General features: G+C 65.1%; 23 protein-coding genes and 1 pseudogene. 19 read left to right on the top strand and 5 right to left on the bottom strand.

Annotated elements, in window-relative coordinates; translation table 11 throughout:
• From AC1Q6Z_RS14380 to AC1Q6Z_RS14335, 10 genes and pseudogenes are all read left to right on the top strand, one after another.
• Entirely contained in the window at nucleotides 1-1,335 is a 1,335-nt protein-coding gene (locus AC1Q6Z_RS14380) for a phosphatase PAP2/dual specificity phosphatase family protein (protein ID WP_492648309.1), read from the top strand.
• A complete protein-coding gene (locus tag AC1Q6Z_RS14375) occupies nucleotides 1,332-1,772 on the top strand; it encodes a hypothetical protein (RefSeq protein WP_492648308.1) in 441 nt (146 codons plus the stop codon). Before AC1Q6Z_RS14380 ends, AC1Q6Z_RS14375 begins: the two co-directional genes overlap by 4 nt.
• Nucleotides 1,766-2,422, top strand: coding sequence for a lysophospholipid acyltransferase family protein (locus AC1Q6Z_RS14370; RefSeq protein ID WP_492648307.1), 657 nt, complete (start codon nucleotides 1,766-1,768; stop codon nucleotides 2,420-2,422). The genes AC1Q6Z_RS14375 and AC1Q6Z_RS14370 overlap by 7 nt, the downstream gene beginning before the upstream one ends.
• Nucleotides 2,419-3,351, top strand: a complete 933-nt coding sequence (locus AC1Q6Z_RS14365; protein WP_492648306.1) for a phosphatidate cytidylyltransferase — start codon at nucleotides 2,419-2,421, stop codon at nucleotides 3,349-3,351. The genes AC1Q6Z_RS14370 and AC1Q6Z_RS14365 overlap by 4 nt, the downstream gene beginning before the upstream one ends.
• A gap of 161 nt (nucleotides 3,352-3,512) precedes the next feature.
• Nucleotides 3,513-5,528, top strand: a complete 2,016-nt coding sequence (locus AC1Q6Z_RS14360; RefSeq protein ID WP_492648305.1) for a putative bifunctional diguanylate cyclase/phosphodiesterase — start codon at nucleotides 3,513-3,515, stop codon at nucleotides 5,526-5,528.
• Nucleotides 5,529-5,541: 13 nt separating this feature from the next.
• Nucleotides 5,542-5,685 carry a hypothetical protein gene (locus AC1Q6Z_RS14355; RefSeq protein WP_492648304.1) on the top strand — a complete coding sequence of 48 codons (144 nt, stop codon included), beginning with the start codon at nucleotides 5,542-5,544 and terminating at the stop codon, nucleotides 5,683-5,685.
• A 146-nt stretch (nucleotides 5,686-5,831) separates the two neighbouring features.
• A complete protein-coding gene (locus tag AC1Q6Z_RS14350; RefSeq protein ID WP_492648303.1) occupies nucleotides 5,832-6,098 on the top strand; it encodes an FAD-dependent oxidoreductase in 267 nt (88 codons plus the stop codon).
• A pseudogene (locus AC1Q6Z_RS14345) lies at nucleotides 6,035-6,259 on the top strand (FAD-dependent oxidoreductase); the annotation flags it as partial. The gene AC1Q6Z_RS14350 and the pseudogene AC1Q6Z_RS14345, both read left to right, overlap by 64 nt.
• Nucleotides 6,260-6,332: 73 nt before the next feature.
• Complete coding sequence (locus tag AC1Q6Z_RS14340; RefSeq protein ID WP_492648302.1) at nucleotides 6,333-7,544, top strand: arginase family protein; 1,212 nt, start codon at nucleotides 6,333-6,335, stop codon at nucleotides 7,542-7,544.
• A gap of 22 nt (nucleotides 7,545-7,566) precedes the next feature.
• Nucleotides 7,567-7,905, top strand: coding sequence for a RidA family protein (locus AC1Q6Z_RS14335; protein ID WP_435265959.1), 339 nt, complete (start codon nucleotides 7,567-7,569; stop codon nucleotides 7,903-7,905).
• Nucleotides 7,906-7,962: 57 nt separating this feature from the next.
• On the opposite strand, the gene AC1Q6Z_RS14330 is transcribed toward AC1Q6Z_RS14335, so the two are convergent.
• Nucleotides 7,963-9,273, bottom strand: a complete 1,311-nt coding sequence (locus AC1Q6Z_RS14330; RefSeq protein ID WP_492648301.1) for an aspartate aminotransferase family protein — start codon at nucleotides 9,271-9,273, stop codon at nucleotides 7,963-7,965.
• A gap of 3 nt (nucleotides 9,274-9,276) precedes the next feature.
• The gene (locus tag AC1Q6Z_RS14325) at nucleotides 9,277-10,326 is read right to left on the bottom strand and encodes a phosphotransferase (protein WP_492648300.1); all 1,050 of its coding nucleotides are present in this window, start codon (nucleotides 10,324-10,326) and stop codon (nucleotides 9,277-9,279) included.
• Between the two features lie 106 nt (nucleotides 10,327-10,432).
• Between AC1Q6Z_RS14325 and AC1Q6Z_RS14320 the strand changes: the two genes are divergently transcribed.
• The 6 genes from AC1Q6Z_RS14320 (at nucleotide 10,433) to AC1Q6Z_RS14295 (ending at nucleotide 16,327) form a co-directional block, all read left to right on the top strand.
• A complete protein-coding gene (locus AC1Q6Z_RS14320; RefSeq protein WP_492648299.1) occupies nucleotides 10,433-11,113 on the top strand; it encodes a GntR family transcriptional regulator in 681 nt (226 codons plus the stop codon).
• Nucleotides 11,114-11,185: 72 nt separating this feature from the next.
• Entirely contained in the window at nucleotides 11,186-11,926 is a 741-nt protein-coding gene (locus AC1Q6Z_RS14315) for an SDR family NAD(P)-dependent oxidoreductase (RefSeq protein WP_256116904.1), read from the top strand.
• A 212-nt stretch (nucleotides 11,927-12,138) separates the two neighbouring features.
• Nucleotides 12,139-13,191 (top strand): ABC transporter substrate-binding protein, encoded by a 1,053-nt coding sequence (locus AC1Q6Z_RS14310; protein ID WP_435265963.1) that lies wholly within the window; start codon nucleotides 12,139-12,141, stop codon nucleotides 13,189-13,191.
• Between the two features lie 95 nt (nucleotides 13,192-13,286).
• The gene (locus tag AC1Q6Z_RS14305) at nucleotides 13,287-14,366 is read left to right on the top strand and encodes an ABC transporter ATP-binding protein (RefSeq protein ID WP_492648298.1); all 1,080 of its coding nucleotides are present in this window, start codon (nucleotides 13,287-13,289) and stop codon (nucleotides 14,364-14,366) included.
• Nucleotides 14,363-15,541 (top strand): ABC transporter permease, encoded by a 1,179-nt coding sequence (locus AC1Q6Z_RS14300; RefSeq protein ID WP_256116900.1) that lies wholly within the window; start codon nucleotides 14,363-14,365, stop codon nucleotides 15,539-15,541. The genes AC1Q6Z_RS14305 and AC1Q6Z_RS14300 overlap by 4 nt, the downstream gene beginning before the upstream one ends.
• A 3-nt stretch (nucleotides 15,542-15,544) precedes the next feature.
• The gene (locus AC1Q6Z_RS14295) at nucleotides 15,545-16,327 is read left to right on the top strand and encodes an ABC transporter permease (RefSeq protein WP_256116898.1); all 783 of its coding nucleotides are present in this window, start codon (nucleotides 15,545-15,547) and stop codon (nucleotides 16,325-16,327) included.
• On the opposite strand, the gene AC1Q6Z_RS14290 is transcribed toward AC1Q6Z_RS14295, so the two are convergent.
• Nucleotides 16,324-17,733: an aminotransferase-like domain-containing protein gene (locus AC1Q6Z_RS14290; protein ID WP_492648297.1), complete on the bottom strand. Its 1,410-nt coding sequence runs from the start codon at nucleotides 17,731-17,733 to the stop codon at nucleotides 16,324-16,326. The two genes, AC1Q6Z_RS14295 and AC1Q6Z_RS14290, sit on opposite strands and share 4 nt — an antisense overlap.
• A 101-nt stretch (nucleotides 17,734-17,834) precedes the next feature.
• Here AC1Q6Z_RS14290 and AC1Q6Z_RS14285 point away from each other — a divergent pair, with 101 nt between their 5' ends.
• Nucleotides 17,835-18,698: a DMT family transporter gene (locus tag AC1Q6Z_RS14285; protein WP_492648296.1), complete on the top strand. Its 864-nt coding sequence runs from the start codon at nucleotides 17,835-17,837 to the stop codon at nucleotides 18,696-18,698.
• Nucleotides 18,699-18,702: 4 nt separating this feature from the next.
• On the opposite strand, the gene AC1Q6Z_RS14280 is transcribed toward AC1Q6Z_RS14285, so the two are convergent.
• The gene (locus tag AC1Q6Z_RS14280) at nucleotides 18,703-19,458 is read right to left on the bottom strand and encodes an SDR family oxidoreductase (RefSeq protein ID WP_492648295.1); all 756 of its coding nucleotides are present in this window, start codon (nucleotides 19,456-19,458) and stop codon (nucleotides 18,703-18,705) included.
• A gap of 145 nt (nucleotides 19,459-19,603) precedes the next feature.
• Here AC1Q6Z_RS14280 and AC1Q6Z_RS14275 point away from each other — a divergent pair, with 145 nt between their 5' ends.
• Nucleotides 19,604-20,668 (top strand): GlxA family transcriptional regulator, encoded by a 1,065-nt coding sequence (locus AC1Q6Z_RS14275; RefSeq protein WP_369431632.1) that lies wholly within the window; start codon nucleotides 19,604-19,606, stop codon nucleotides 20,666-20,668.
• A 90-nt stretch (nucleotides 20,669-20,758) separates the two neighbouring features.
• Complete coding sequence (locus AC1Q6Z_RS14270; RefSeq protein WP_256116893.1) at nucleotides 20,759-21,085, top strand: hypothetical protein; 327 nt, start codon at nucleotides 20,759-20,761, stop codon at nucleotides 21,083-21,085.
• A gap of 76 nt (nucleotides 21,086-21,161) precedes the next feature.
• Here AC1Q6Z_RS14270 and AC1Q6Z_RS14265 read toward each other — a convergent pair whose 3' ends face one another.
• The gene (locus tag AC1Q6Z_RS14265) at nucleotides 21,162-21,467 is read right to left on the bottom strand and encodes a hypothetical protein (protein WP_256116892.1); all 306 of its coding nucleotides are present in this window, start codon (nucleotides 21,465-21,467) and stop codon (nucleotides 21,162-21,164) included.
• Nucleotides 21,468-21,589: the final 122 nt, after the last annotated feature.

Raw genomic sequence — 21,589 nt, 5'->3', positions numbered from 1 at the left:
ATGGGGGAGGGCGTCGCATCCGTTCCAGCCGTCGACCGCCGCGCGGTTTTCCGCGCAGCTGCCCTGTGGCTCGTCTTTCTGGCACCGTTCTTCTACCTGACCTACGGCACGGCGAACTGGCTTGCCTCGCAGAAGACCGACGTGCCGAACCTCGCCTTCGGCTGGGAAAACCACATTCCCTTCATCGCTTGGACGATCCTGCCCTACTGGTCGATCAACGCCTTCTACGCGCTCTCGCTCTTCGTCAACGACACACCGACGGAGGTCGGCCGGCTGGCGCGGCGGTATCTGACGGCGCAGGTCGTCGCCGTCCTCTGCTTCATCGCCTTTCCCTTGCAGGCGATCTTCGTGCGGCCCGAGACGGATGGGCTGCCCGGCTTCATGTTCGATGTGCTCGGCGGCTTCGACAAGCCGTTCAACCAGGCGCCGTCGCTGCACATCGCGCTGCTCGTCATCATCTGGGATCACTGGCGCGTGCGGCTGCGCGGCAAGGCGCTCGCGCTGTGGCATGTCTGGAGCCTGCTGATCGGCGCTTCCGTGCTGACCACCTGGCAGCACCACGCCATCGACATCCCGACCGGCGCGCTGCTCGGCCTCTTCGCGCTCTGGCTTTTCCCCGCGGAAAAACCTTCGCCGCTCGCCGGCTTCCGCCGGACAGACGATGCCAAGGCGTGGCGCCTCGCGACCTATTATGCCGCCGGCGCCGCGGCCTTCCTCGTTTTGACTGTGCTCGCGACGCTCGATTCGGGAGCAGGTCTGCTGTTGCTCTGGCCGTCCCTCGCACTCGCCATCGTCGCGACCGGTTTTGCCGGCGCCGGTGTCGGCGTCTTCCAGAAGCGAGCGGATGGCCGCATCAGCCTTGCGAGCCGCTGGCTGCTCTTGCCCTACCGGCTCGGCGCGCGTGCCAATGTCCGGTGGTGGACGCGGCGGCTTCCGGCGGCAGTGGAGATCGCGGACGGCGTCTTCCTCGGCCGGGTTCCAAACCGTGAGGAACTCGCAACCTATGCCGCTGTCATCGATATGACGGCCGAATTGCCGGGCGTCGTGGCCCCCGGCCTCGCCTGGCATGCCTTCCCGACGCTCGACCTGCTTCCCGTCTCGGCCGCGCGCATCCGCGAAGCGGCCCTTGCGGTGGAGGAAGCCCGGCGGCACGGCCCGGTCCTCATCTGCTGCGCGCTCGGCTTCCAGCGCAGCGTCGTCGTCGCGGCCTGCTGGCTGATCCGGTCGGGCCTTGCGACCGGCGGCGCCGCGGCCGTCGCCCAGATCAAGGCCACAGAGCGTCCGGTGCATATCGCGCTCGAAACCTATGGTGTCATCGAAGAGGCCGCGCGATGACCGAATGGACCGCGGTGACGGCCGATGCGACCCGCCGCCTGCGGCGCAATGGTTTCATTGGCGGGGCGGTGGCCCTGCTGATCCTCGCCATCGCTCCACCGACGGCCGGTGCCCATGGTTTTGCCGCGCCGCTCGCCTGGTGGCTGCTGCTCGCCTTCTGCCTGGTGCCGCTCGCCCTGTCGGTCCACCTGCTGTTCGACGCCGCGCTGTTCCGGCTCGCCGGGTCGCATGACGAGGAGGCGGTTGGCCTCGCCGCAATGGACGGCGTGCTAGCCCGCATGGAGCTTCGCACCCGTGACGGCGCATCGGCACCTTTGGCCACCCGCCTAGCAGGCTGCCGCCGGCTCCTCTGGCTGCAACGCATATCGCTGCTCATCGCCGTGGCGCTTTACGCCATCCTGCTCATCGACTCTACGGATGGAGCCTGCCTATGCTGAGCGGCGGCGGCGCCTCCGTGCTGCAAGTCGTGTCCGGCGCAGCCCTTGCCGGCCTTGCCCGCATCGTCACCGGCGTACGGCCGATCTGGGCCGGATCGGCGCCGACCGGCCGGCAGCGCATCTATTTCGCCAATCATGCAAGCCATGGCGATTTCATCCTCGTCTCCACCTGCCTGCCGCCCGGCGAGCGTGCCCGCACCGCCGCCGTCGCCGGCGCCGACTACTGGAATGCCGGCCCCGTCCGCCGCGTCATCGCGAAAAAACTGCTGCGCACGGTCCTCGTCGAGCGCAACTGGGTGGAGCGCACGGCCGATCCGATGCAGGTGATGCTCGATGCGCTTGCGGCCGGCGAATCCCTGATCTTCTTCCCCGAGGGCACGCGCAACATGACGGAGGAACCGCTGTTGCGCTTCCGCTCCGGCCTCTACAATCTCGCGCTCGCCCGGCCGGATGTCGAGCTCGTTCCCTGCTGGATCGAGAACATGTCGCGCGTGCTGCCAAAGGGCGCGGTGCTGCCGGTGCCGCTGCTCTGCCGCGTCGTTTTTGGCGCGCCGCTCACCTTGGGAGAGGGAGAGGACCGTAAGGTCTTTCTCGATCGCGCCCGCCAGTCCCTACTCCTGCTCGCGCCGCAAAAGGATGTTCACCGATGAGCGACGACACCACCCGCCTCTTCCTGGGCCTCGTCGCCGTGCTCGTAACGGCAAGCCTCGTCGCCGGTGTGCTGTCCTACCGCAGCGAAAAACCCCTACCGGCGACGCTCGACAATCTCAATGCGCGCATCAAGGCGTGGTGGATCATGGTGGCGGGCATCAGCATCGCCTTTCTGTTCGGCACGGGCGGCGTCATCCTGCTTTTCGCCTTCGTCTCCTTCGCGGCCCTTCGCGAATACGTCACCCTCACCAACACCCGCCACGCCGACCGCTGGACGCTGCTCGGCATGTTCCTGATCGTCATTCCGGCGCAGTATTACCTGATCTGGATCGACTGGTACGGGCTCTATTCGATCTTCGTGCCGGTCTACTGCTTCCTTGCCATGCCGGCGCTCACCGCCATTCGCGGTGACACGTCCCGCTTCCTCGAACGGGTCAGCGAGCAGCAATGGGGCATCATGCTGTCGGTCTATTGCATCAGCCATGTTCCGGCGCTGGTGACGCTGCCCATTCCCGGCAACGAGGGCCGCGGCCTGCTCCTGATCGCCTTCCTGATCGCCACCGTCCAGGGCAGCGACGTGCTGCAATACATTTTTGGAAAGCTCTTCGGACGCCACAAGATCGCGCCCAATGTCTCGCCGTCCAAAACCTGGGAAGGCCTGCTCGGCGGCATTTTGAGCGCCTCGGCGCTGGGCGCCGGCCTCTACTGGCTGACGCCGTTTTCGCCGCTCGAAGCGGGTGCCCTTGCGGGGCTCGCCTGCATCATGGGCTTCTTCGGCGGCCTCGTCGCCTCGGCCATCAAGCGAGATCGCGGCGTGAAGGACTGGGGCCACATGATCGAGGGCCACGGCGGCATGCTCGACCGCGCCGACAGCCTCGTCTTCGCAGCCCCCGTTTTCTTCCATATCGTGCGCTACGCTTGGACCTGACCCAATTCGGGATTGCACTCAAAAAGTGCATCTTCGTATTAACCATAACCGCTAGCCGAATTTTAGAGAGTTTTGCACATTCTTGGTTCTCGCTAGGCGTGCGGAATTTAACGCGAATACACGCGTTATGCGTTCGCGCCGCCCGTCTCCGGGGTATTTGAATGCGTGTCATTTCGTGCCTGGTGGTCGAGCACAATTTATGGCTCGTCCTGCTTGCCCTCCTCGTCGGTATCGCCGGAAGCTGGGTGACGTTCCGCCTGTTTCGGCAGGCACAGGCGCGAGAGGGGAGGCAGCGCGCGGGCTGGGTGCTGTTGGCCTCGCAGGCGGCGGGCTCTTCGATCTGGTGCATGCATTTCATCGCCGTTGTCGCCTATGACGCAGGCGCGCCCATAACCTTCGATCCGGCGTGGACGATGGTCTCACTCTTCGTCGCAGTGGCCGGGTCGACCTACGGCCTGTGGCTGGCACTCTCCCCGTCGCTGCGCGCAGCACCGGAACTGGGCGGGGCCATCGTCGGCCTTGCAATCTCTGCAATGCATTACAGCGGCATGTTCGCCTTCCGCATCGAGGGCACGATCGAATGGGAAGCCGGTTACATCCTGCTCTCGCTGATTTTCGCAGTTTTGCTCGGGGCGTTGACGTTTCGACAAGCGGTAAAACCCCTCGTGAAGAATGCCGGCCTGCTGCCCGTCGGGCTTTTTGTGCTCACCGTCGTCAGCCTGCATTTTACCGGTATGGCAGCAATCACGGTGACGCCGGCCGCAGCCGCCGAAAATTCGGCGGCATCCTCGGCGCTTGCGGCTTTCGCCGTCGTGGGCGTCGGCATGCTCGTGGCGGGTTCCGGCGCCATCAGCTACCTCATCGACGAGCAGACTTCGCAAGAGACGCTGAAGCGCCTCAGGCAACTCGCTCTACACGATACGCTGACTGGCCTGCCGAACCGCCCCAGCGCCCTCGACCATCTCGACAGCGAGTTGGCGGCGGCAACCCGGACGGGCCTGAAAGTCGCAGTCATCGGCATCGATCTCGACCGCTTCAAGGAGATCAACGACGTGCATGGCCACAAGGCGGGGGATGACGTTCTCGGCACGATCGGCCGGCGGCTGGCCGCGTTGCTGGAGGAGGGGGAATTCATCGCAAGGATCGGTGGTGATGAATTCATGGCTGTGAAGCGTTTCGAAGAGCGATCTCAGCTCGAGGTTTTCCTCGCCCGTCTCGACGCGGCACTAACCGCTCCGCTGCGCATAGGCAGCACGGATCTGGCGAGTGCCGCAAGCATCGGGGTCGCGATCTATCCAGACGACGCGGCCGATCGCGAAGGGCTGATCTGTCATGCGGATGTGGCGATGTACCAGTCCAAGACCGACCTTACGCATCGCATCTCCTTTTACGAAGCAGAGATGGAGCGTGCGATCCTGGAACGCTATGCCCTCGTGCAGGATCTCGGCCGGGCGTTGGACCTCGGGCAGTTCGCGCTGCACTATCAGGTGCAGAAATGCGTCGCTACCGGCGAGGCCGTCGGCTACGAAGCGCTGTTGCGCTGGCGACATCCGCGGGAGGGCTACATTTCGCCCGCGGTCTTCATTCCGATCGCCGAGGAAACCGGCCATATTATCGCGATCGGCGAATGGGTGCTGCGCACGGCTTGCGCGGAGGCAACAACGTGGGAGCTGCCGCACAGGATCGCCGTAAATCTTTCGCCGGTTCAATTCATCAATGCCGATATACCGGGCCTGCTGCAGAACGTCCTCATGGAAACAGGGCTTCCGCCAGAGCGGCTGGATCTCGAAATCACGGAGTCGACCTTCATCGCCGACAAGGCGAAGGCGCTGCATGTCCTGCGCCAGATCAAAGCGCTCGGCGTCAGCCTGTCGATCGACGATTTCGGTGTCGGCTATTCCTCCTTCGATACGCTGCGCAGCTTTCCCTTCGACAAGATCAAGATCGACGGCTGCTTCACGCGGGATGCGGAGCACAGCTCGGAAGCGCGGGCGATCGTCCGCTCCGTGCTTGCGTTGGGCCGGAGCCTCGGCATTCCAGTTCTGGCAGAGGGCGTCGAGACCGGAGAGCAGCTGGCATTCCTGCGCATCGAGGGTTGTGTGGAGGCGCAGGGATATCACCTTGGCCGCCCGGCGCCTATGGACAGGAAACGGACGGCGATAGCGCTCGCCGGTTGAGAGCGAAGCGGCGGTGGAGAAGTCGTTGGCCGGTGCCGCCGATACGCAGCGCGCGCTTGCGGGGTTCCGCCACCCGCCGCTCTACCAGACCTCTTACGGGCGCGGCTACGGCACGCTCTATACGGCGCTCTACCGGCCGCTCGACGCCTCAGCGTAACTGGTTTGGCCCGGTTCGGTGTGGCGGCAGTCCTGTGAAAAATTCGAGGAGGTGGTGCGCATCATCCGCTTCAACGACGGGATTCGGGCGGCTTCGCGCCGACGTTCAAGCAGGGCGCAGTCAGCCGTTAACGCTAGGGGGAAGACGTGAAAATAGTGGTTCTGGGGGGCGGTGTCGTCGGCACCGCTGCGGCCTGGTATTTGTCGAAGGACGGCCATGACGTGACCGTGCTGGAACGGCACGAGGATGTGGCGCGCGGCACGAGCCAGAGCAATGCCGGCCTAATCTCGCCGGGCGATTCTACCGCCTGGGCCTCGCCCGCGGCCCTCACCACCTCCGCACGGCGCACGATCTCTTCCCCGGCGCGATCGATGAGAAAAAGGCCGTGTTCTGGTCGGGCCTCCGGCCGATGATCTCGGGTTCCGTGCCGGTGCATGGCGCGCGCTACGAAAACCTCTTCCTCGATACAGGCCACGGCCATGTCGGCTGGACCATGGCCTGCGGTTCGGGAAGACTGGTCGCCGATCTGGTATCTGGCCGCAAGCCGGAGATCGATACGGCGGGCGTGCTCTAAAGGAACTGACGCGATGTCCGACCCGTAAATCTCGATCGACCTCGCCCGCATCGAAAAGAATGCCCGGACCGTCGTGGACCTCTGCCGTCAAGCCGGCATCACGCCGCTTCCCCTGCTGCTCGCCGGCGGCATGCCGAACGGCGTGAACAACCTGCGCATCGGCGAGGCCATCCTGCAGGGCGGGCGCGATACGTTCCTGACCGATCCCTGGGAGGCGCTCAACCGCGATGCCTTCGAACTCACCGGCGAGCTTCTTGAGGTCAAGACGAAACCCTCCATGCCGATCGGCCTTTCCGGAATCGACGCTTTCGGCAATGTGCCGGTCTTCATCGACGAGGGCGACCGGCTGCGCGGCATCGCCAATATCGGCCGCGAGGATGTGATCGCCGAAGGGCTGATCCCGACGCGGCCGGGCGTGCGCGTGCTCGGCGCCTCCAGCGACCATCTGGTGCTCGATCTCACCGAGGCCGAACCGCCCTTGGCTGTCGGCGAGAATGTCAGCTTCCGCATGAATTACGGCGCGCTGCTGACGGTGATGACGTCCGAATATGTGGAGAAGGTTCCGATGCGGGATGTGCAGGAGGCGGGCGAGGCGAGGACCTTCGCGATCGAGACGGATGCGATCGGCGGCGCGCTGGTCGTCGTGCAGAACATTGCCGAGCGCATCGAACAACTGGGCTTCGAAAAGGGCACCGGTGAAAATGCGCTGGCGCTCTCCGTGTGCGCCCGCCGGCGCGATGTCATTCGTTTCGTGCAGGAGGCGGGCCGCCGGCACGATGCACTGGGCATGATCTGGATCGATTCCGATGCCGCGATGATGCCGGACGAGGGCGCGGAGGCGCCGGCGGAAAACGCCGTGCTGCGCCGCATGCTCACCCGCCTGCCGCCGCATGTCGCACCGGAAAACATCGTGCTGATCGGCCTGCGCAATGCCGCACCGGAAGAGGTCGCGGCGCTGAAGGCATCCCGCATGCGGGTCTTCACCATGGCGGAAATCGATGCCGTGGGGCTGCGCCAGGCGATGCGCGAGGCCATCGCTCTGGTCTGCGCCGGCACGCGCGGCTTTCATCTCTGCTATTCGCCGACGGCCACCGACATGTCCGACTGGAGCGGCGGCATTGACGGCATCACGGTGCGTGAGACCCATTCGGCGATGGAGATGGCAGCGCTCAGCGGCAAGTTGCGCTCGCTCAGCATTTCCGGCATTGATGCCGCGCTGCCATCGCCGATCGGTGCGGAATGCGCCAATTTCATCCTGTCGGCTTTCGGCAAGACCATTCTCTGATCACAACAATGGGAGACCTTTCATGATCAAGCGTATCAAGCCCGGCGCGCGCTTCTGCCAGGCCGTCGTCGTCAACGGCATCGTCACCACCGCCGGCGTCACCGGCGACGGCACCGACACGGTTGCCCAGACCCGCGACATTCTTGCGACGATCGACGGCCTGCTGGCCGAGGCCGGCTCGTCCAAGGCCAAGCTGATCAGCGCCAATATCTGGCTGCGCGACATCGCCCATTTCAGCCAAATGAACGAAGTCTGGGACCAGTGGGTCGACAAGGACAACCTGCCGGTCCGCGCCACCGTGGAAGCCCGCCTCGCGGCCCCGGAACTGCTGGTCGAAATCCAGGTCACCGCGCTCGTCTGAGCCTTTTGACATCAATCGAAAGCCGAGGCTGCCAACGCAGCCTCGGCTTTTTTGCGTTCAGAGCCCCTTCAGCACGTCGCCCAGCGCATCCACCAGCAGGTCAGCATTCTCGCGGGAGAAGACCAGCGGCGGGCGGATTTTCAGGACATTGGCGTTGGGGCCGGAGGCGCTGATCAGGATGCGGCGCTCGCGCAGGCCGTTGACGATGCGGGTCGTCAGCGCCGCGTCGGGGCTTTTTGCCGCCGGGTCGGCAACTATCTCGACGCCGATGAACAGGCCGGAACCGCGCACGTCGCCGATCGCCGGATGGGAGAGGCTTCGGAGGCCGTCCATCACGTACTGGCCGACATCCAGCGCATTCTGTTGCAGGCCTTCGATGCGGATCGCGTCGAGCACGGCCTTGCCGGCAGCGGCAGCGATCGGATTGCCGCCGAACGTGTTGAAGTAGCGCGCCCGCGGACCGAAATCGGCAATGACCTCCGGGCGCAGCACGATGCCGGCCATCGGGTAGCCGTTGCCCATCGGCTTGCCGATCGTCACCATGTCGGGGGCGACGCCATGGCGCTCGAAGCCCCACATGGCTTCCCCGGTGCGGCCGAAGCCAGGCTGCACTTCGTCGGCAATGAACAGGCCGCCGGCCGCATGGATTGCGTCCACCGCCGGTTTCAGGAAGCCCTTCGGGCCGGCGAAGATGCCGTCGCTCGAAAAGATCGTGTCGGTGATCAGCATGGCCGGCTTGATGCCGTGGCGCTTCAGGTCGGCGATGGCCGCCGCAACATCGCGGCCGAACTTTTCCATCACCTCGTCCGGCGAATGGCGATAGCTGTCCGGCGCGGGCACGGTGCGCACATGCGGGCCGAGCGTCACGGATTCGCCGAGCGAGGGTGAAAACTCCGCCACCGCGCTCGTCAGGCCGTGATAGGCGAGCTCCGTCGCGATGATGCCGGTGCCGCCGGTGACGTGGCGGGCGATGCGCACGGCAAGGTCGTTCGCCTCGCTGCCGGTGCAGGTGAACATGGCCTGGCTGAGGGCTTCCGGAAACGTGGCGGTCAGCGTCTCGGCATAGTCGATGATGCCTTCGTGCAGGTAGCGCGTGTGCGTGTTGAGCACGGCGGTCTGCCTGGTGATCGCCTCCACCACGCGCGGATGGCAATGGCCGAGCGAGGCGACATTGTTATAGGCGTCGAGATATTTTTCGCCGGCCGCATCATAGAGGAAGACGCCTTCGCCGCGCACCAGATGCAGCGGCTTCTCGTAAAACAGGCGGTAGGCGGGGCCGAGCACCTTTTCACGGCGCGCGATGAGCGCCCGCTCGGTCTCGTCCAGCCGTTCGAAATCGGCTCGCGAAAACGCATTTACCATCGACATGATTCAGCCCTCGGAAAGGTTGGGCACGAGCTGCTTCAGCCCGGCCGGCGTCAGATCGGATATGTTTTGCAGGCCGCACCAGGCGGTGGCGTGGTTGCGCATGATGTAGTCGCGGTTTTCCGGAAACCGTGCGGACCGCCATTCTGCGATGATGATCGACATCGCCAGCCGCGACCGGGTGAGGAGCGGCAGAAGCTTGACCTCTGCCGGCTCCAGCGCGCGGGCGGACAGGAAGCCTTCAAGGAACGCCCCGATCCGCGCCGCCCAGTTCTCCGTCGCGAGATGATAGGAGAGCGCGACGGCGAGATCGTTGATGAGAGGCGCGTGCACCATGTCGCCGAAATCGATGATGCCGACGACCGTGGTTGGAGCCGCCGGATCGAGCAGGATATTGTGCGGGTTGAAATCGTTGTGGATGATTTGGCGGCGCCGGAGCCCGGCAATGGTGGGAAGCGCGCGCTCGAATTCGGCAAGCACGGCCTCCGCCTGCGCCCGGCGCTCCGGCGCGACGTGATCGACGACGGCGGCGAGATCGAGCGTGTGGGAGATGTCCCACATCAGCTTGCCCGCCGGCGGGCGCCCGTCATAGTCCTCAAGGCCCCGCCCCAGCTCGGCGAGCGCGCGGCCGACATTGCGGCTCTGCGCCTCGGTGGCCGGCGTGCGGTACTGCAATTCGCCGCCGAGGAAGGTGAGCAGGCGCATGATGCGCGGGCCGTCGGCGGTGGAAAGCGTGTGGCTCGGTGCGCCGTCCGTCGTCAGCACCAGCCGCGGCACCGGCACGGCAGGTGCTGCGCAGGCGAGATGCAACAGCGCGCCATCCTGGAATTCCAGCGCCGCCGGGTCCTCGGCGGGATTAGCGATCTTCAGGATGAAATCCGTCCCATCCGCGCGGGTGAAGAGAAAGGTCTCGTCCCGCTCGCTGGAAAGCCGCTTGATTGTGCCGCTCTGGCCATAGACACTCAGCACCGCGGCTTCGGCATCTGCGAGTGCTGTCGGGCTCCACGTCGCCGACATGGAATCGGCCTTCTTGGCGGCGGGCGCTGGTTTCGTCATAGTGGCTCCGTTGGCGCGGTTTTCCGCATTTCCTCGACGTTCACCTTGAAACACGCCGAAAAAGATGCATCAAGTATCTTATTAGTCGATTTTGCGGACCAGTTCCATGCCTGAATTCACCACACTGGACCATGAGAACCTCAACTGCGTCGTTTATGGCGCACTGTGCGATGCCCTCATGCAGGGACGGTTCCAGCCCGGCGACCGGCTGAAGATCCGCGACCTGGCGGAACAGTTCGGCACCAGCGTGACCCCGATCCGCGACGCCATCCTCCGCCTTGCCAATGACGAGGCGATCACCTTCCGCTCGCCGCGCGACATCCGCATTCCCGAAATGAGCGAAAGCCGCTACCGGGAAATCCGGGCGATCCGCGTGCGGCTGGAGGGGCTTGCGGCAGAGACGGCCGCGCAAGTGGCGACCAGCGCGGATATCAGGGCCTTGGAAGGCATTTTGCTTGAAAACGAGCAGGCTATCGCGGCCGGCGACCGGCTGAGAGGCACGCAGCTCAACCAGGCTTTTCACTTCATGCTGCCGCAGATCGCCGGGCTTCCGGTGCTGAACACCATCCTGCGGCGGCTCTGGTTACAGATGGGACCGAACATTTCCGATGCCTATATAGAAGGCGGACGTGCGATGATCGACCATCACTATCCGGTCGTCGAAGCGCTGAAACGGCATGACCCGGCCGCCGCTTCGATGGCGATCGTCGACGATATCCTGCTCGGCGGCAAGCCGATCCTCGAACGCATCGAGCGCGGCACGGAGCGCAAGGTTCGCCGGGCTTGAGCTTTAAAAAGAAGGCTTGCATTTCGAAAACCGCCAATTACGATGCATCAAGCATCAAAGGAGACTGGGCGCATGACCGAAGAACGCCGCACCATGCTGCTGACCGGGGCGAGCCGCGGTATCGGCCACGCGACGGTCAAGCTGTTCCAGTCGAAGGGCTGGCGCATCCTCACCGTCTCCCGCCAGCCGTTCTCCGAAGACTGCGCCTGGCCATCGGCCCGCGAAAGCCATATCCAGGCCGACCTTGCCGATCTCAGCCAGATCGACCGGCTGGCGGCGACCGTGCGCGAGCGCCTGCCGAACGGCCGGCTGCATGCGCTCGTCAACAATGCCGGCATTTCGCCGAAAGGCCCGGAAAAGAGCCGCCTCGGCGTGATGGGCACGGATGCGGATGTCTGGACGCATGTGCTGAATGTCAATGTCGTCTCGACGGCGCTGATCGCCCGCGCTCTCATGCCGGAGCTCGAAGCGGCGAAGGGCTCGATCGTCAACGTCACCTCGATCGCCGGAACGCGCGTTCATCCCTTCGCGGGGGTCGCCTATGCAGCGTCGAAGGCGGCCCTCGGCTCGCTGACGCGCGAGATGGCGCATGAATTCGGCAAACGCGGCGTGCGGGCGAATGCGATTGCGCCGGGTGAAATCGAAACCTCGATCCTGTCGCCCGGAACGGACGCGCTGGTGGCGGCGGAAGTGCCGATGGGGAGATTGGGCGAACCACGCGAAGTCGCGGAGACCATCTATTTCCTGTGCACCGAGCCGTCCTCCTACATCAACGGCGCGGAAATCCACATCAACGGAGGGCAACACGTCTGACGCCTGTCAATCGCGGGAAAAATCCCGTTGACCGGCAGGGACCGGAATGCATCAATCGGCTGGAAACGCCCCGGGGAAAGGGCGCGACGGCCGGAGAGGCTGCAAAACCGCCGATACGCCAAAGGCGAGGGTGGTGCGAGCAGTCCGCAGGAGTTCGTCATCGGGGCCGGCATCACACCGGTTCCTTCACAAACGAAGAAAAGGGGAATGTCATGAAAACGAAGATTCAATCGGGTGTTCTTGCCGCCGCGGCAATCCTGCTGTCTGCAAGCCTTGCCTTGCCGGCTTTCGCCCGCGACCTGACCGTCGTCTCCTGGGGCGGCAATTATCAGGATGCGCAGCGCGACATCTACTTCAAGCCCTTCGCGGAAAAGTCCGGCAAGCCGGTGCTCGACGAAGCCTGGGATGGCGGCATCGGCGTCATCCAGTCGAAGGTCAAGGCCGGCGCGCCGAACTGGGATGCCGTGCAGGTGGAAGCCGAAGAGCTGGCGCTCGGCTGTGCCGACGGCCTCTATGAAAAAATCGACTGGGACAAGATGGGCGGCAAGGACAAGTTCCTCGACAGCGCCGTCAACGACTGTGGCGTCGGCGCCATCGTCTGGTCCACGGCGATCGCCTATGACGGCGACAAGCTGAAGGAAGGCCCGGCCTCCTGGGCGGATTTCTGGAATGTCGAAAAATTCCCCGGCAAGCGCGCGCTGCGCAAAGGGCCGAAATACACGCTGGAATTCGCGCTGCTCGCCGATGGCGTGTCGAAGGACGAACTCTACGACGTGCTCGGCACGGATGAAGGCGTCGAGCGTGCCTTCAAGAAGCTCGACGAGCTGAAGGCGAACATCGTCTGGTGGGAATCGGGCGCCCAGCCGCTGCAGTTCCTCGCCTCCGGCGAAGTGGCCATGACGTCCGCATATAACGGCCGCATCACTGGCATCAACCGCACGGAAGGCAAGAACTTCAAGGTCGTCTTCCCCGGCAGCATCTATGCCGTCGATAGCTGGGTCGTGCTGAAGGACGCCGAAAACAAGGACGCCGCGCAGGACTTCATCGCCTTTGCGAGCCTGCCCGAGCACCAGGCGAAGTTGCCGGAATTCGTCGCCTACGGCCTTCCGAACAAGGATGCGGCTGCCAAGGTCCCGGCGGAGTTCGCCAAGGACCTGCCGACCGATCCCGCCAACATGACGGACTCGATCGCGCTCAACGTCGATTTCTGGATCGACAATGCCGAAACACTGACCCAGCGCTTCAACGCCTGGCTGGCCCAGTAAGAACATCCATGACGAAGGGCGCCGCCGGCGCCCTTCCTGTCTGGCCGGATGCGTTCCCGCGGGGGTCCCGAGGGACGTGTCCTTCGCCTCTAGCGATGGAGTCTTTCGTGGCCGAATTCATCCGCTTCGACCGCATCACCAAATTCTACGGCCCGCTCTGCGTGGTCGAAAACCTCGATCTCGGCATCGGCAAGGGTGAGTTCGTCAGCCTGCTCGGCCCCTCCGGCTCCGGCAAGACGACGCTCCTGATGATGTTGGCGGGCTTCGAGCAGCCGACCTCGGGTAACATCGTGCTGGACGGCACGGCGATCAACGACGTGCCGACGCACAAGCGGGACATGGGCGTCGTCTTCCAGAGTTATGCCCTGTTCCCGCATATGTCGGTCGGCGAAAACGTCGCCTTCCCCTTGCAGATGCGCGGGCTTGGCAAGGCGGAAATCGCCCAGCGCGTGACCCGCGCGCTGGACATGGTGCAACTGTCGGCCTTCGTCGATCGCCGGCCATCACAGCTTTCGGGCGGCCAGCAGCAGCGCGTGGCGCTGTCGCGCGCGCTGGTCTTCGAGCCGCGCGTCGTGCTGATGGATGAACCGCTCGGCGCGCTCGATAAGCAGCTGCGCGAACAGATGCAGCTCGATATCCGCGACCTGCACCGCAGGCTCGGGCTGACGATCGTCTTCGTCACGCATGACCAGTCGGAAGCGCTCACCATGTCGGATCGGGTGGCGGTCTTCAACAAGGGTAAGATCGAGCAGATCGGCACGCCGCGGCAGGTCTATGACGAGCCGGCGACGCGTTTCGTCGCGGAATTCATCGGCGAGACGAACCTGGTCGAGGGTGTCGTCGAGGGCGTGCAGGGGCAGGAGGCGACGGTGCGGCTGTCGTCGGGCGCGCAGATCGTCTCGGCCGTGTCCGGCAGCGTCGCCTCCGGCCAGCCGGTGCTGCTCTCCATTCGGCCGGAACGGGTCGATCTCAGCGAGACGCGCGGCGACCAGCGCAACTGCCTGGAAACGGAGGTCACCGATTCCGTCTACCAGGGCGATCATCTTCGCGTGCAGCTGCAGAATGCCGCCCATCCGCTGATCGCCAAGCTCGGCCGCCGCTCGCGCGAATTCGCGCCGGGGACGCGGGTCTATGCGGCCTTTTCGGCCGGCGACTGCCGGGTCATCGCGCAATGAGCGCGGGCTCGTCACGCACCGGGCGCTCGCTGATCCTGCTGGCGCCATTGCTGATCTTCCTCATCGGCTTCTTCGTCTGGCCGCTGTTCAGCATGATGTCACAGGCGGTGTCGGATCCGGCCGTGCTGCGCCTGCTCCCCCGCAGCGCGCAGGTGCTGCCGGACTGGGACCGCAAGTCGCCGCCGACCATGCCCATGCAGGCGGCGCTGATGGAGGACCTGAAGGCCGTCGACGACGACCAGGCGCTCGGCGACATGGTGCGCCGCCTCAACAGCGCCCGCTCCGGCTTCCGCACGCTGATGTCGAAGACGACGAGTGCGCTTAACGACGTCGAAAACCCGCCCGCAGACCTCGTTTCCATCGACAAGCGCTGGGAGAGGCCGGAATTCTGGCTGGCGATCGCCGATGCGCTGTCGCCGCTCACCGACCGCAACCTGCTCGCCGCCGTCGATCTCGGCCGCAATGCCGCGGGCGATATCGAGCACCTGCCCGCCGACCAGTCCGTCAACCGGGTCATTCTCGTGCGCACCTTCTGGATCGCCGCCCTCGTCACCTTTTTCTGCGCCTGTATCGGGTTCCCCTATGCGATCATCGCGGCGTCGCTCGACGGCTGGAAGCGTGACCTGATGCTCGGCGCCGTGCTTCTCCCGCTCTGGACCTCGCTTCTGGTGCGCACCGCCGCCTGGTTCATCCTGCTGCAGGAACAGGGCCTCATCAACGATCTCCTGCGCGCGATCGGCCTCATAAACGCGCCGCTGCCGCTGATCTTCAACCGCACCGGCGTCATCATCGCCATGACCCATGTGCTGCTGCCGTTCATGGTGCTGCCGATCTATTCGGTGCTGATCACCATCCCCAAGAACCTGATGCCGGCGGCCGCGTCGCTGGGCGCGCCGCCCTGGCGGGCGTTCCTGCGCGTGCTGCTTCCCTTGAGCCTGCGCGGCGTCGCCTCCGGCAGCCTGCTCGTCTTCATCTCAGCGATCGGCTACTACATCACACCGGCGCTGATCGGCGGGCCGGGCGACCAGATGATTTCTTCGATCATCGCATTTTACGCGACGGGCTCTGCGAACTGGGGCATGGCCGGCGCGCTCGGCGTCGTGCTGCTCGTCGCCACGCTGCTGCTCTACAGCGTCTATGCACGGCTCTCCAGCGACGAACCGGGGAGGCGCTAGGCCATGCCGATGAAACTCGCCAAAGTCACCTTCGCAACGCTGACGATCCTCTTTCTCGTCGCCCCGCTCATCGCCATCCTGCCGCTCGCCTTCACGTCGAGCGTCATCCTCACCTATCCGATCCCGTCCTGGTCGCTGCGCTGGTTCGAGGAACTGTTCACGGCGGATGCCTGGCGCCGCGCGATCATCAACAGCCTGATCATTGGCACGGGCACGACGCTGCTCGCCACCGTGCTCGGCACCGCGGCCTCGCTCGGCCTGCGCAACCGGCTGATCTTCTTTCGCGGCTCGATGCGCACGCTCTTCCTGCTGCCGATGGTGGTGCCCGCCGTCGTGCTCGGAGTCGGCATGCAGGTGCTGCTCGCCGGCTTCGGCCTGACGAACAGCTATGCGGGCGTGATCATCGCCCACACGGTTGTCGCCGTGCCCTTCGTCATCGTCAGCGTTACCGGCGCGCTGGCCGGCATTGACGAGCGCGTGGAACTCGCCGCCCAAAGCCTGGGTGCCGCGCCCATCACGGTCTTCCGCCGCGTGACACTGCCGCTCGCCATGCCCGGCGTGCTCTCCGGCGCCGTGCTCGCTTTCGCGACCTCGCTCGACGAGGTGGTGTTGACGCTTTTCGTTGCCGGCCCCAACCAGCGAACGCTGGCCCGGCAGATGTTCTCCAGCATCCGCGAGAATATCAGCCCGGCGATCGCCGCCGCCGCCTTCCTCTTCATCGCCGCGACGGTCCTCATCGGCCTCGTCGTGGTGCTGTCGCGCTCCATGCTGGCCAAGCGGCGCTAGCGCTTCAGCACGGCGGCAAGGACGTCATAGACGCGGGGCTCCAGCGTATGCGCGACGTTGAAGCGCATGAAGCCCGCGGCGTTCTGCGAAACGCTGAACACATTGCCGGGGGCGAGCACAACGCCCTCGGCAACGGCGGCCTGCGCCACCTCGCCGGAATCCACCCCCTCCGGCAGCCGGCACCAGAGATAGAAGCCGCCGCGCGGCGAAAGCCACGGCTCGATACCGAGCCGCGACAGCCGGTCGGCCGTTTCGCGCCGGACACGCACGAGTTTGCGTCGCAACTCCTCCATATGTTTGCGATAGCCGCCGCCGGCCAGCATATGCGCGATGATCTCGCTGGACATCGGGCTCGGGCCGCCGAAATTCGTGGCGATCTGCAAGTCCACCAGCCCCTCGATCCAGTCCGGCCGCGCCGCGATGTAACCGCAACGCGCCGAGGCCGAGAGCGTCTTGGAAAAACTGCCGATGCGGATGACCCGGTCGAGCCCGTCGAGGGCCGCAAGCCGGGTAGACGGCTCCGGCTCGAAATCGGTAAAGATGTCGTCCTCGACGAGGATCGTCTCGCCACCCGCCGCGGCATTCAGCAGGCGATGGGCGACCTGCGGCGAAAGGGTCGCGCCGGTCGGGTTGTGGATTGCCGAATTGGTGATGTAGAGCCGCGGCCGCACGGCATTCAGCACGGTCTCGAAGGCCGCGACATCCGGCCCCGATGGCGTATAGGGCACGCCGACGACCGTCACCTGATGCGCCTTCAGCAAGGCCTGGAAATTGAAGTAGCAGGGGTCGTCGATGAGCACCGTATCGCCGGGGCGCAGGAGGAAGCGGCAGATCAGATCGAGCGCCTGCGTGCCCGAGCTCGTCAGCATCAGGTGGTCTGGCCCCGCCTCGATGCCTTCCTCCGCCAGCCGCCCGAGCAAGAGCCGACGCAGCGCCTGAGATCCGCGCGTGCTGCCGTAATAGGAAAGCAAATCGCCGTCGCTGCGGGCAAGGCTGCGGATCGCGCGGCGCAACGCCTCGTCCGGCATCCAGTCCGCCGGCAGCCAGCCGCAACCGGGTTTCAGCACCGCGGCATCAGCATCGAGCGATTGCCGCGACACCCAGAAGGGATCGACCGCGCGCGCCTTCGGCGTCTCCGCTTCCGCCAGTTTCAGCGGATGCAGACCCGCATTCGAGACATAGAACCCGGACCCGCGTTGTGCCCGGATCAGCCCTTCCGCCGCGAGGCGATCATAGGCCTCGACAACGGTGGAGGGCGAAACCCCCATGGACGCCGCAAAACGCCGGATCGAGGGAAGCCGGTCACCGGGCGCCAGGGCGCGGCTGGCGATCCGGCCGCCGATCGCCGCCACGACCTCGGAAATCCGGGTTCCCGCCGCAGCGTCTCTCGCGAAGTTTGCCTTCATTGTACTGGTCCTTGAACACATACAGTTCTTTCAAATTGTACTGCTCCGTTCCTGTTTCCGCCAGCCCCACGCATGTACGAAGGGTGCGAATGCGAGGTGTTATGAAATCATCCATGGAAGGCTGGGGCAGCGGGCTCGTCGGCGTCATCATTTTCAGCGGTTCGCTGCCGGCAACCCGTGTGGCCGTATCGGATTTTTCGCCATTGTTCCTGACCTCGGCGCGCGCCGTCATCGCCGGGCTGCTGGGCGCGGCACTTCTCTTGGCGCTGCGCCAGCCGAAACCCTCGCGCGATGCGCTGTTCTCGCTGACGATCGTGGCGCTGGGCGTCGTCGTCGGTTTTCCGATGCTGACCGCGGTGGCCCTGCAATATATCACGTCCGCCCATTCCATCGTCTTCATCGGCCTTCTGCCGCTGGCGACCGCGATCTTCGGCGTGCTGCGGGGCGGAGAGCGGCCGAAGCCGCTGTTCTGGCTGTTTTCCGGCATCGGCAGCGCGACGGTGGTCGGCTTCGCGCTCAATTCCGGCGCAGAGGTCTCGCTTGTCGGCGACCTGCTGATGGTCGCCGCGGTCGTAGTATGCGGGCTCGGTTATGCGGAAGGCGCGAAACTTTCGCGTACGCTGGGCGGCTGGCAGGTCATCTCCTGGGCGCTGATCCTCTCGCTGCCGCTGATGGCGATCATCGCGCTCATCTCGCTGCCGCAGACCTGGGCCGGCATCGATGGCGGCGCCTGGGCGGGGCTCGCCTATGTCTCGGTCTTCAGCATGCTGATCGGCTTCGTTTTCTGGTATCGCGGCCTGGCGCTCGGCGGCATCGCCGCAGTGGGGCAGCTACAGTTGCTGCAACCCTTCTTCGGCCTGCTGCTCGCCGCCTTCCTGCTGCACGAAAAGGTCAGCCCGCTGATGGTCGTCACCACGCTTGCCATCGTGCTCTGCGTCGCCGGCGCGCGGAAATTCGCACGCTAGAGGGTCAAAGCGAGGCTGTGATACCGCCGTCGACATAGAGGATGTGCCCGTTCACGAAGGAGGAGGCATTCGAGGACAGGAAGATGCAGGCGCCGACGAGTTCCTCGACCTTGCCCCAGCGGCCTGCCGGTGTCCTCTTTTCCAGCCAGTCGGAGAAGGCGGGATCGGCGACGAGGGCGGCATTCAGCGGCGTGTCGAAATAGCCGGGCGCAATCGCGTTGCATTGCAGGCCGTATTTCGCCCAGTCGGCTGCCATGCCCTTGGTGAGGTTGCCGACGGCGCCCTTGGTGGCCGTGTAGGGCGCGATGCCGGGGCGGGCGAGCGCGGTCTGAACGCTCGCAATGTTGATGATCTTGCCCGCGCCGCGCGTGATCATGTGCCGGGCCACGGCCTGGCCGACATTGAAGACGGTCGAGATATTGGTCTTCAACAGCCGCTCGAAGGCATCCGCCGGAAAGTCCTCCAGCGCCGTACGATGCTGCATGCCGGCATTGTTGACCAGGATATCGATGGTGCCGACCTCCGCCTCGAAACCATCGACGGCCGCGCGCACGACCTCGTGGTCCGTGGCGTCGAAGGCGAGCGTGTGTTTCGCCCCGAGACTTTCCGCCGCTACCGCCAGCCTCGCCGCATCGCGCCCGTTGAGGATGACTTCGGCGCCCGCCGCCGCAAGGCCGCGCGCGAGCGCAAGGCCGATGCCCTGCGAGGAGCCGGTGACGAGGGCGCGTTTGCCCGTCAGGTCGAAGAGTTCGGTGCTCACGGTTCCTCCCGAGGCGAAGTCGATGAGGCCACCCTGCATCAGACTCGCCGCGGTGGCAAATGCGGCCGCTTCGGAACGCACAAAGGTCGGTGCAAGGAATGGAGCCAGCGGGGGAAATCTGCTATGGCTGTGTCGTGAGCCGTCCTTGCCCGCGACGATCGTGTCCGGCAAAACGCTCTGGGAGATCTGGATGGCGGTGGATGTTCGGACGTCGAAGGATGTGAGCGGGGCCGCAAGTCCCAAGGCGTTGCGCGTCGGCTTTATCTTGTCGAAGAGCTTTACGCTTTCCGCCTTCGCGCTGTTCGTGGATACGCTGCGGCTGGCCAGCGACAGCGAGGACCGCTCCCGGCGCGTCCATTGCGACTGGGACGTGCTCAGCAGCACGCGCAATTTCATCTCCTCGTCGAGCGGCATCCAGGTTGCCCCCACCGCGCCCTTCGCCGATCCCTCCTGTTTCGACTATATCGCCGTCGTCGGCGGCCTCTTGAAGGTCGACGAGCCGATCGACAGCTATGCGCTCGCCTATCTGCGCAAGGCGGCGAATGCCGGCGTCGGGCTGATCGGCCTGTGTACCGGCAGCTTCATCCTCGCCGAAGCCGGCCTGCTGAAGGGGCACACGGCCTGCGTGAGTTGGCTGCACCACCGCGAATTCCGCGGCCGTTTTCCCGATATCGAGGCGACGTCGGAGCAGATCTTCCGCTTCGACGGCAAGGTCGCCACCTGTGCCGGCGGCAGCAGCGTCGCCGATCTCGCAGCCACCCTCGTGCGCCACCATGTCGGCGAGGCGGCGGAGCGCAATGCGCTGGAAATCCTGCAGATCCGCCACCGCCGCGACGCCACCGACCTCCAGCCGCGCAACCCGCTCGGCCTCGAAGCGCGCGACCGCCGCGTGCACCTTGCCATCATGATGATGGAGCAGCACACCGAAGACCTGCTGTCGATCGACAGCATCGCCACCATGACGAACGTCTCCCGCCGCCAGCTCGAACGCCTGTTCGAAAGCGACATGGGCGCTTCGCCGAGCGCGATCTACATGAAGATCCGCATGGCGGCGGCGCTCAACATGGTGGTGCGCACCAACAAGCCGCTGATCGAGATCGCGCTCGAAACCGGCTTCGAGAGCCTGTCGCACTTCACCCGCCGTTTCCGCGCCGCCTTCGGCGACACGCCCTCGCAGATCCGCCGCGACGGCCGCCGCCAAGCAGGCTGAGGAGGGCAAGCTGACGGGCAACTTTTCCGGCCGCTTGGAACCAAGCCGCCCGCCAGCCGTTCGGTCTCCATTGCTGATAAGGAGACCGTAATGGCAAGCAACGACGTTCAATCCCAGATTTCCGCTCTTCGCGCAGAAATCGCCGCGCTTCAGAAGGACCTCGGCGAACGGGGCAGCGAAGCCTATGACACGATCCGCGATCGCGCCGGCAATGCCGTCGAGGCTGCCCGGCCCGCTGTCCGTTCGGCAACGAAATATGTGCGCAACGAAGGTGCTGCCGTGGCCCAGGCCGCACGCGAGCATCCGGCCGCACTGTCCACCGTGGTGTTGACGGCCGGCCTTGCCGGTGTCGTCATCGGCTATCTGCTCGGTTCCCTCGAAAGCGAGCCGCCGCGGCGCCAGCAGCGCTGGTTCTGAACTGGAAAAGCCCGGCACTGCCGGGCTTTTTCATGTGCTTCAACAAACGAAGGCAAACCATTGCCTCCGCTTATTCTTACCGGTGCCGCAGGCCGAAGAGGTAGCCGATAAACGCGGCGCCTGCGAGCGTGGCGAGCGGATTGGCCTGGATCGTCTGGCGGATATCCTCGCGCAGCGATTCCGCCTTGGCGACGGCAAGCTGGCCGGTGCCTTCGGCGATCAGCCCCGCGGTTTCCTTCAGCCGGCTGATTTCCGCCTTCAGCACTTCGATCTGTTCGCTGACCGTCGCTTCCGCAGCCGCCGCACGGGCATCCTCCGAAATGCTATCGCCACTTTCAACGACACCAAGCGTGCGCTTGCCGGTGCTCTTTTCGTCAGCCATGGACATGTCTCCTGGATTTGATGGAATGGCATGAGCAAGAACGACCGCCGCGCCCGTTGGTTCCAGCCGATGATTCAAACTGTGATCTTTCCCCTGCGACTCAGTGATTGACTCTCGCGCAC

Source organism: Shinella sp. GW835-FHT14H05 (assembly GCF_058793575.1).
Note: the sequence above shows the minus strand (reverse complement) of the source record. Positions and strands in the feature narration are given on the sequence as shown.

Excerpts from the sequence above, each read along its gene's own strand:
- AC1Q6Z_RS14380 (WP_492648309.1), top strand. The coding sequence starts at position 1 with ATGGGGGAGGGCGTCGCATCCGTTCCAGCCGTCGACCGCCGCGCGGTT.
- AC1Q6Z_RS14375 (WP_492648308.1), top strand. The coding sequence starts at position 1,332 with ATGACCGAATGGACCGCGGTGACGGCCGATGCGACCCGCCGCCTGCGG.
- AC1Q6Z_RS14370 (WP_492648307.1), top strand. The coding sequence starts at position 1,766 with ATGCTGAGCGGCGGCGGCGCCTCCGTGCTGCAAGTCGTGTCCGGCGCA.
- AC1Q6Z_RS14365 (WP_492648306.1), top strand. The coding sequence starts at position 2,419 with ATGAGCGACGACACCACCCGCCTCTTCCTGGGCCTCGTCGCCGTGCTC.
- AC1Q6Z_RS14360 (WP_492648305.1), top strand. The coding sequence starts at position 3,513 with ATGCGTGTCATTTCGTGCCTGGTGGTCGAGCACAATTTATGGCTCGTC.
- AC1Q6Z_RS14335 (WP_435265959.1), top strand. The coding sequence starts at position 7,567 with ATGATCAAGCGTATCAAGCCCGGCGCGCGCTTCTGCCAGGCCGTCGTC.
- AC1Q6Z_RS14330 (WP_492648301.1), bottom strand. The coding sequence starts at position 9,273 with ATGTCGATGGTAAATGCGTTTTCGCGAGCCGATTTCGAACGGCTGGAC.
- AC1Q6Z_RS14325 (WP_492648300.1), bottom strand. The coding sequence starts at position 10,326 with ATGACGAAACCAGCGCCCGCCGCCAAGAAGGCCGATTCCATGTCGGCG.
- AC1Q6Z_RS14320 (WP_492648299.1), top strand. The coding sequence starts at position 10,433 with ATGCCTGAATTCACCACACTGGACCATGAGAACCTCAACTGCGTCGTT.
- AC1Q6Z_RS14315 (WP_256116904.1), top strand. The coding sequence starts at position 11,186 with ATGACCGAAGAACGCCGCACCATGCTGCTGACCGGGGCGAGCCGCGGT.
- AC1Q6Z_RS14310 (WP_435265963.1), top strand. The coding sequence starts at position 12,139 with ATGAAAACGAAGATTCAATCGGGTGTTCTTGCCGCCGCGGCAATCCTG.
- AC1Q6Z_RS14305 (WP_492648298.1), top strand. The coding sequence starts at position 13,287 with ATGGAGTCTTTCGTGGCCGAATTCATCCGCTTCGACCGCATCACCAAA.
- AC1Q6Z_RS14300 (WP_256116900.1), top strand. The coding sequence starts at position 14,363 with ATGAGCGCGGGCTCGTCACGCACCGGGCGCTCGCTGATCCTGCTGGCG.
- AC1Q6Z_RS14295 (WP_256116898.1), top strand. The coding sequence starts at position 15,545 with ATGCCGATGAAACTCGCCAAAGTCACCTTCGCAACGCTGACGATCCTC.
- AC1Q6Z_RS14290 (WP_492648297.1), bottom strand. The coding sequence starts at position 17,733 with ATGAAGGCAAACTTCGCGAGAGACGCTGCGGCGGGAACCCGGATTTCC.
- AC1Q6Z_RS14285 (WP_492648296.1), top strand. The coding sequence starts at position 17,835 with ATGAAATCATCCATGGAAGGCTGGGGCAGCGGGCTCGTCGGCGTCATC.
- AC1Q6Z_RS14270 (WP_256116893.1), top strand. The coding sequence starts at position 20,759 with ATGGCAAGCAACGACGTTCAATCCCAGATTTCCGCTCTTCGCGCAGAA.
- AC1Q6Z_RS14265 (WP_256116892.1), bottom strand. The coding sequence starts at position 21,467 with ATGGCTGACGAAAAGAGCACCGGCAAGCGCACGCTTGGTGTCGTTGAA.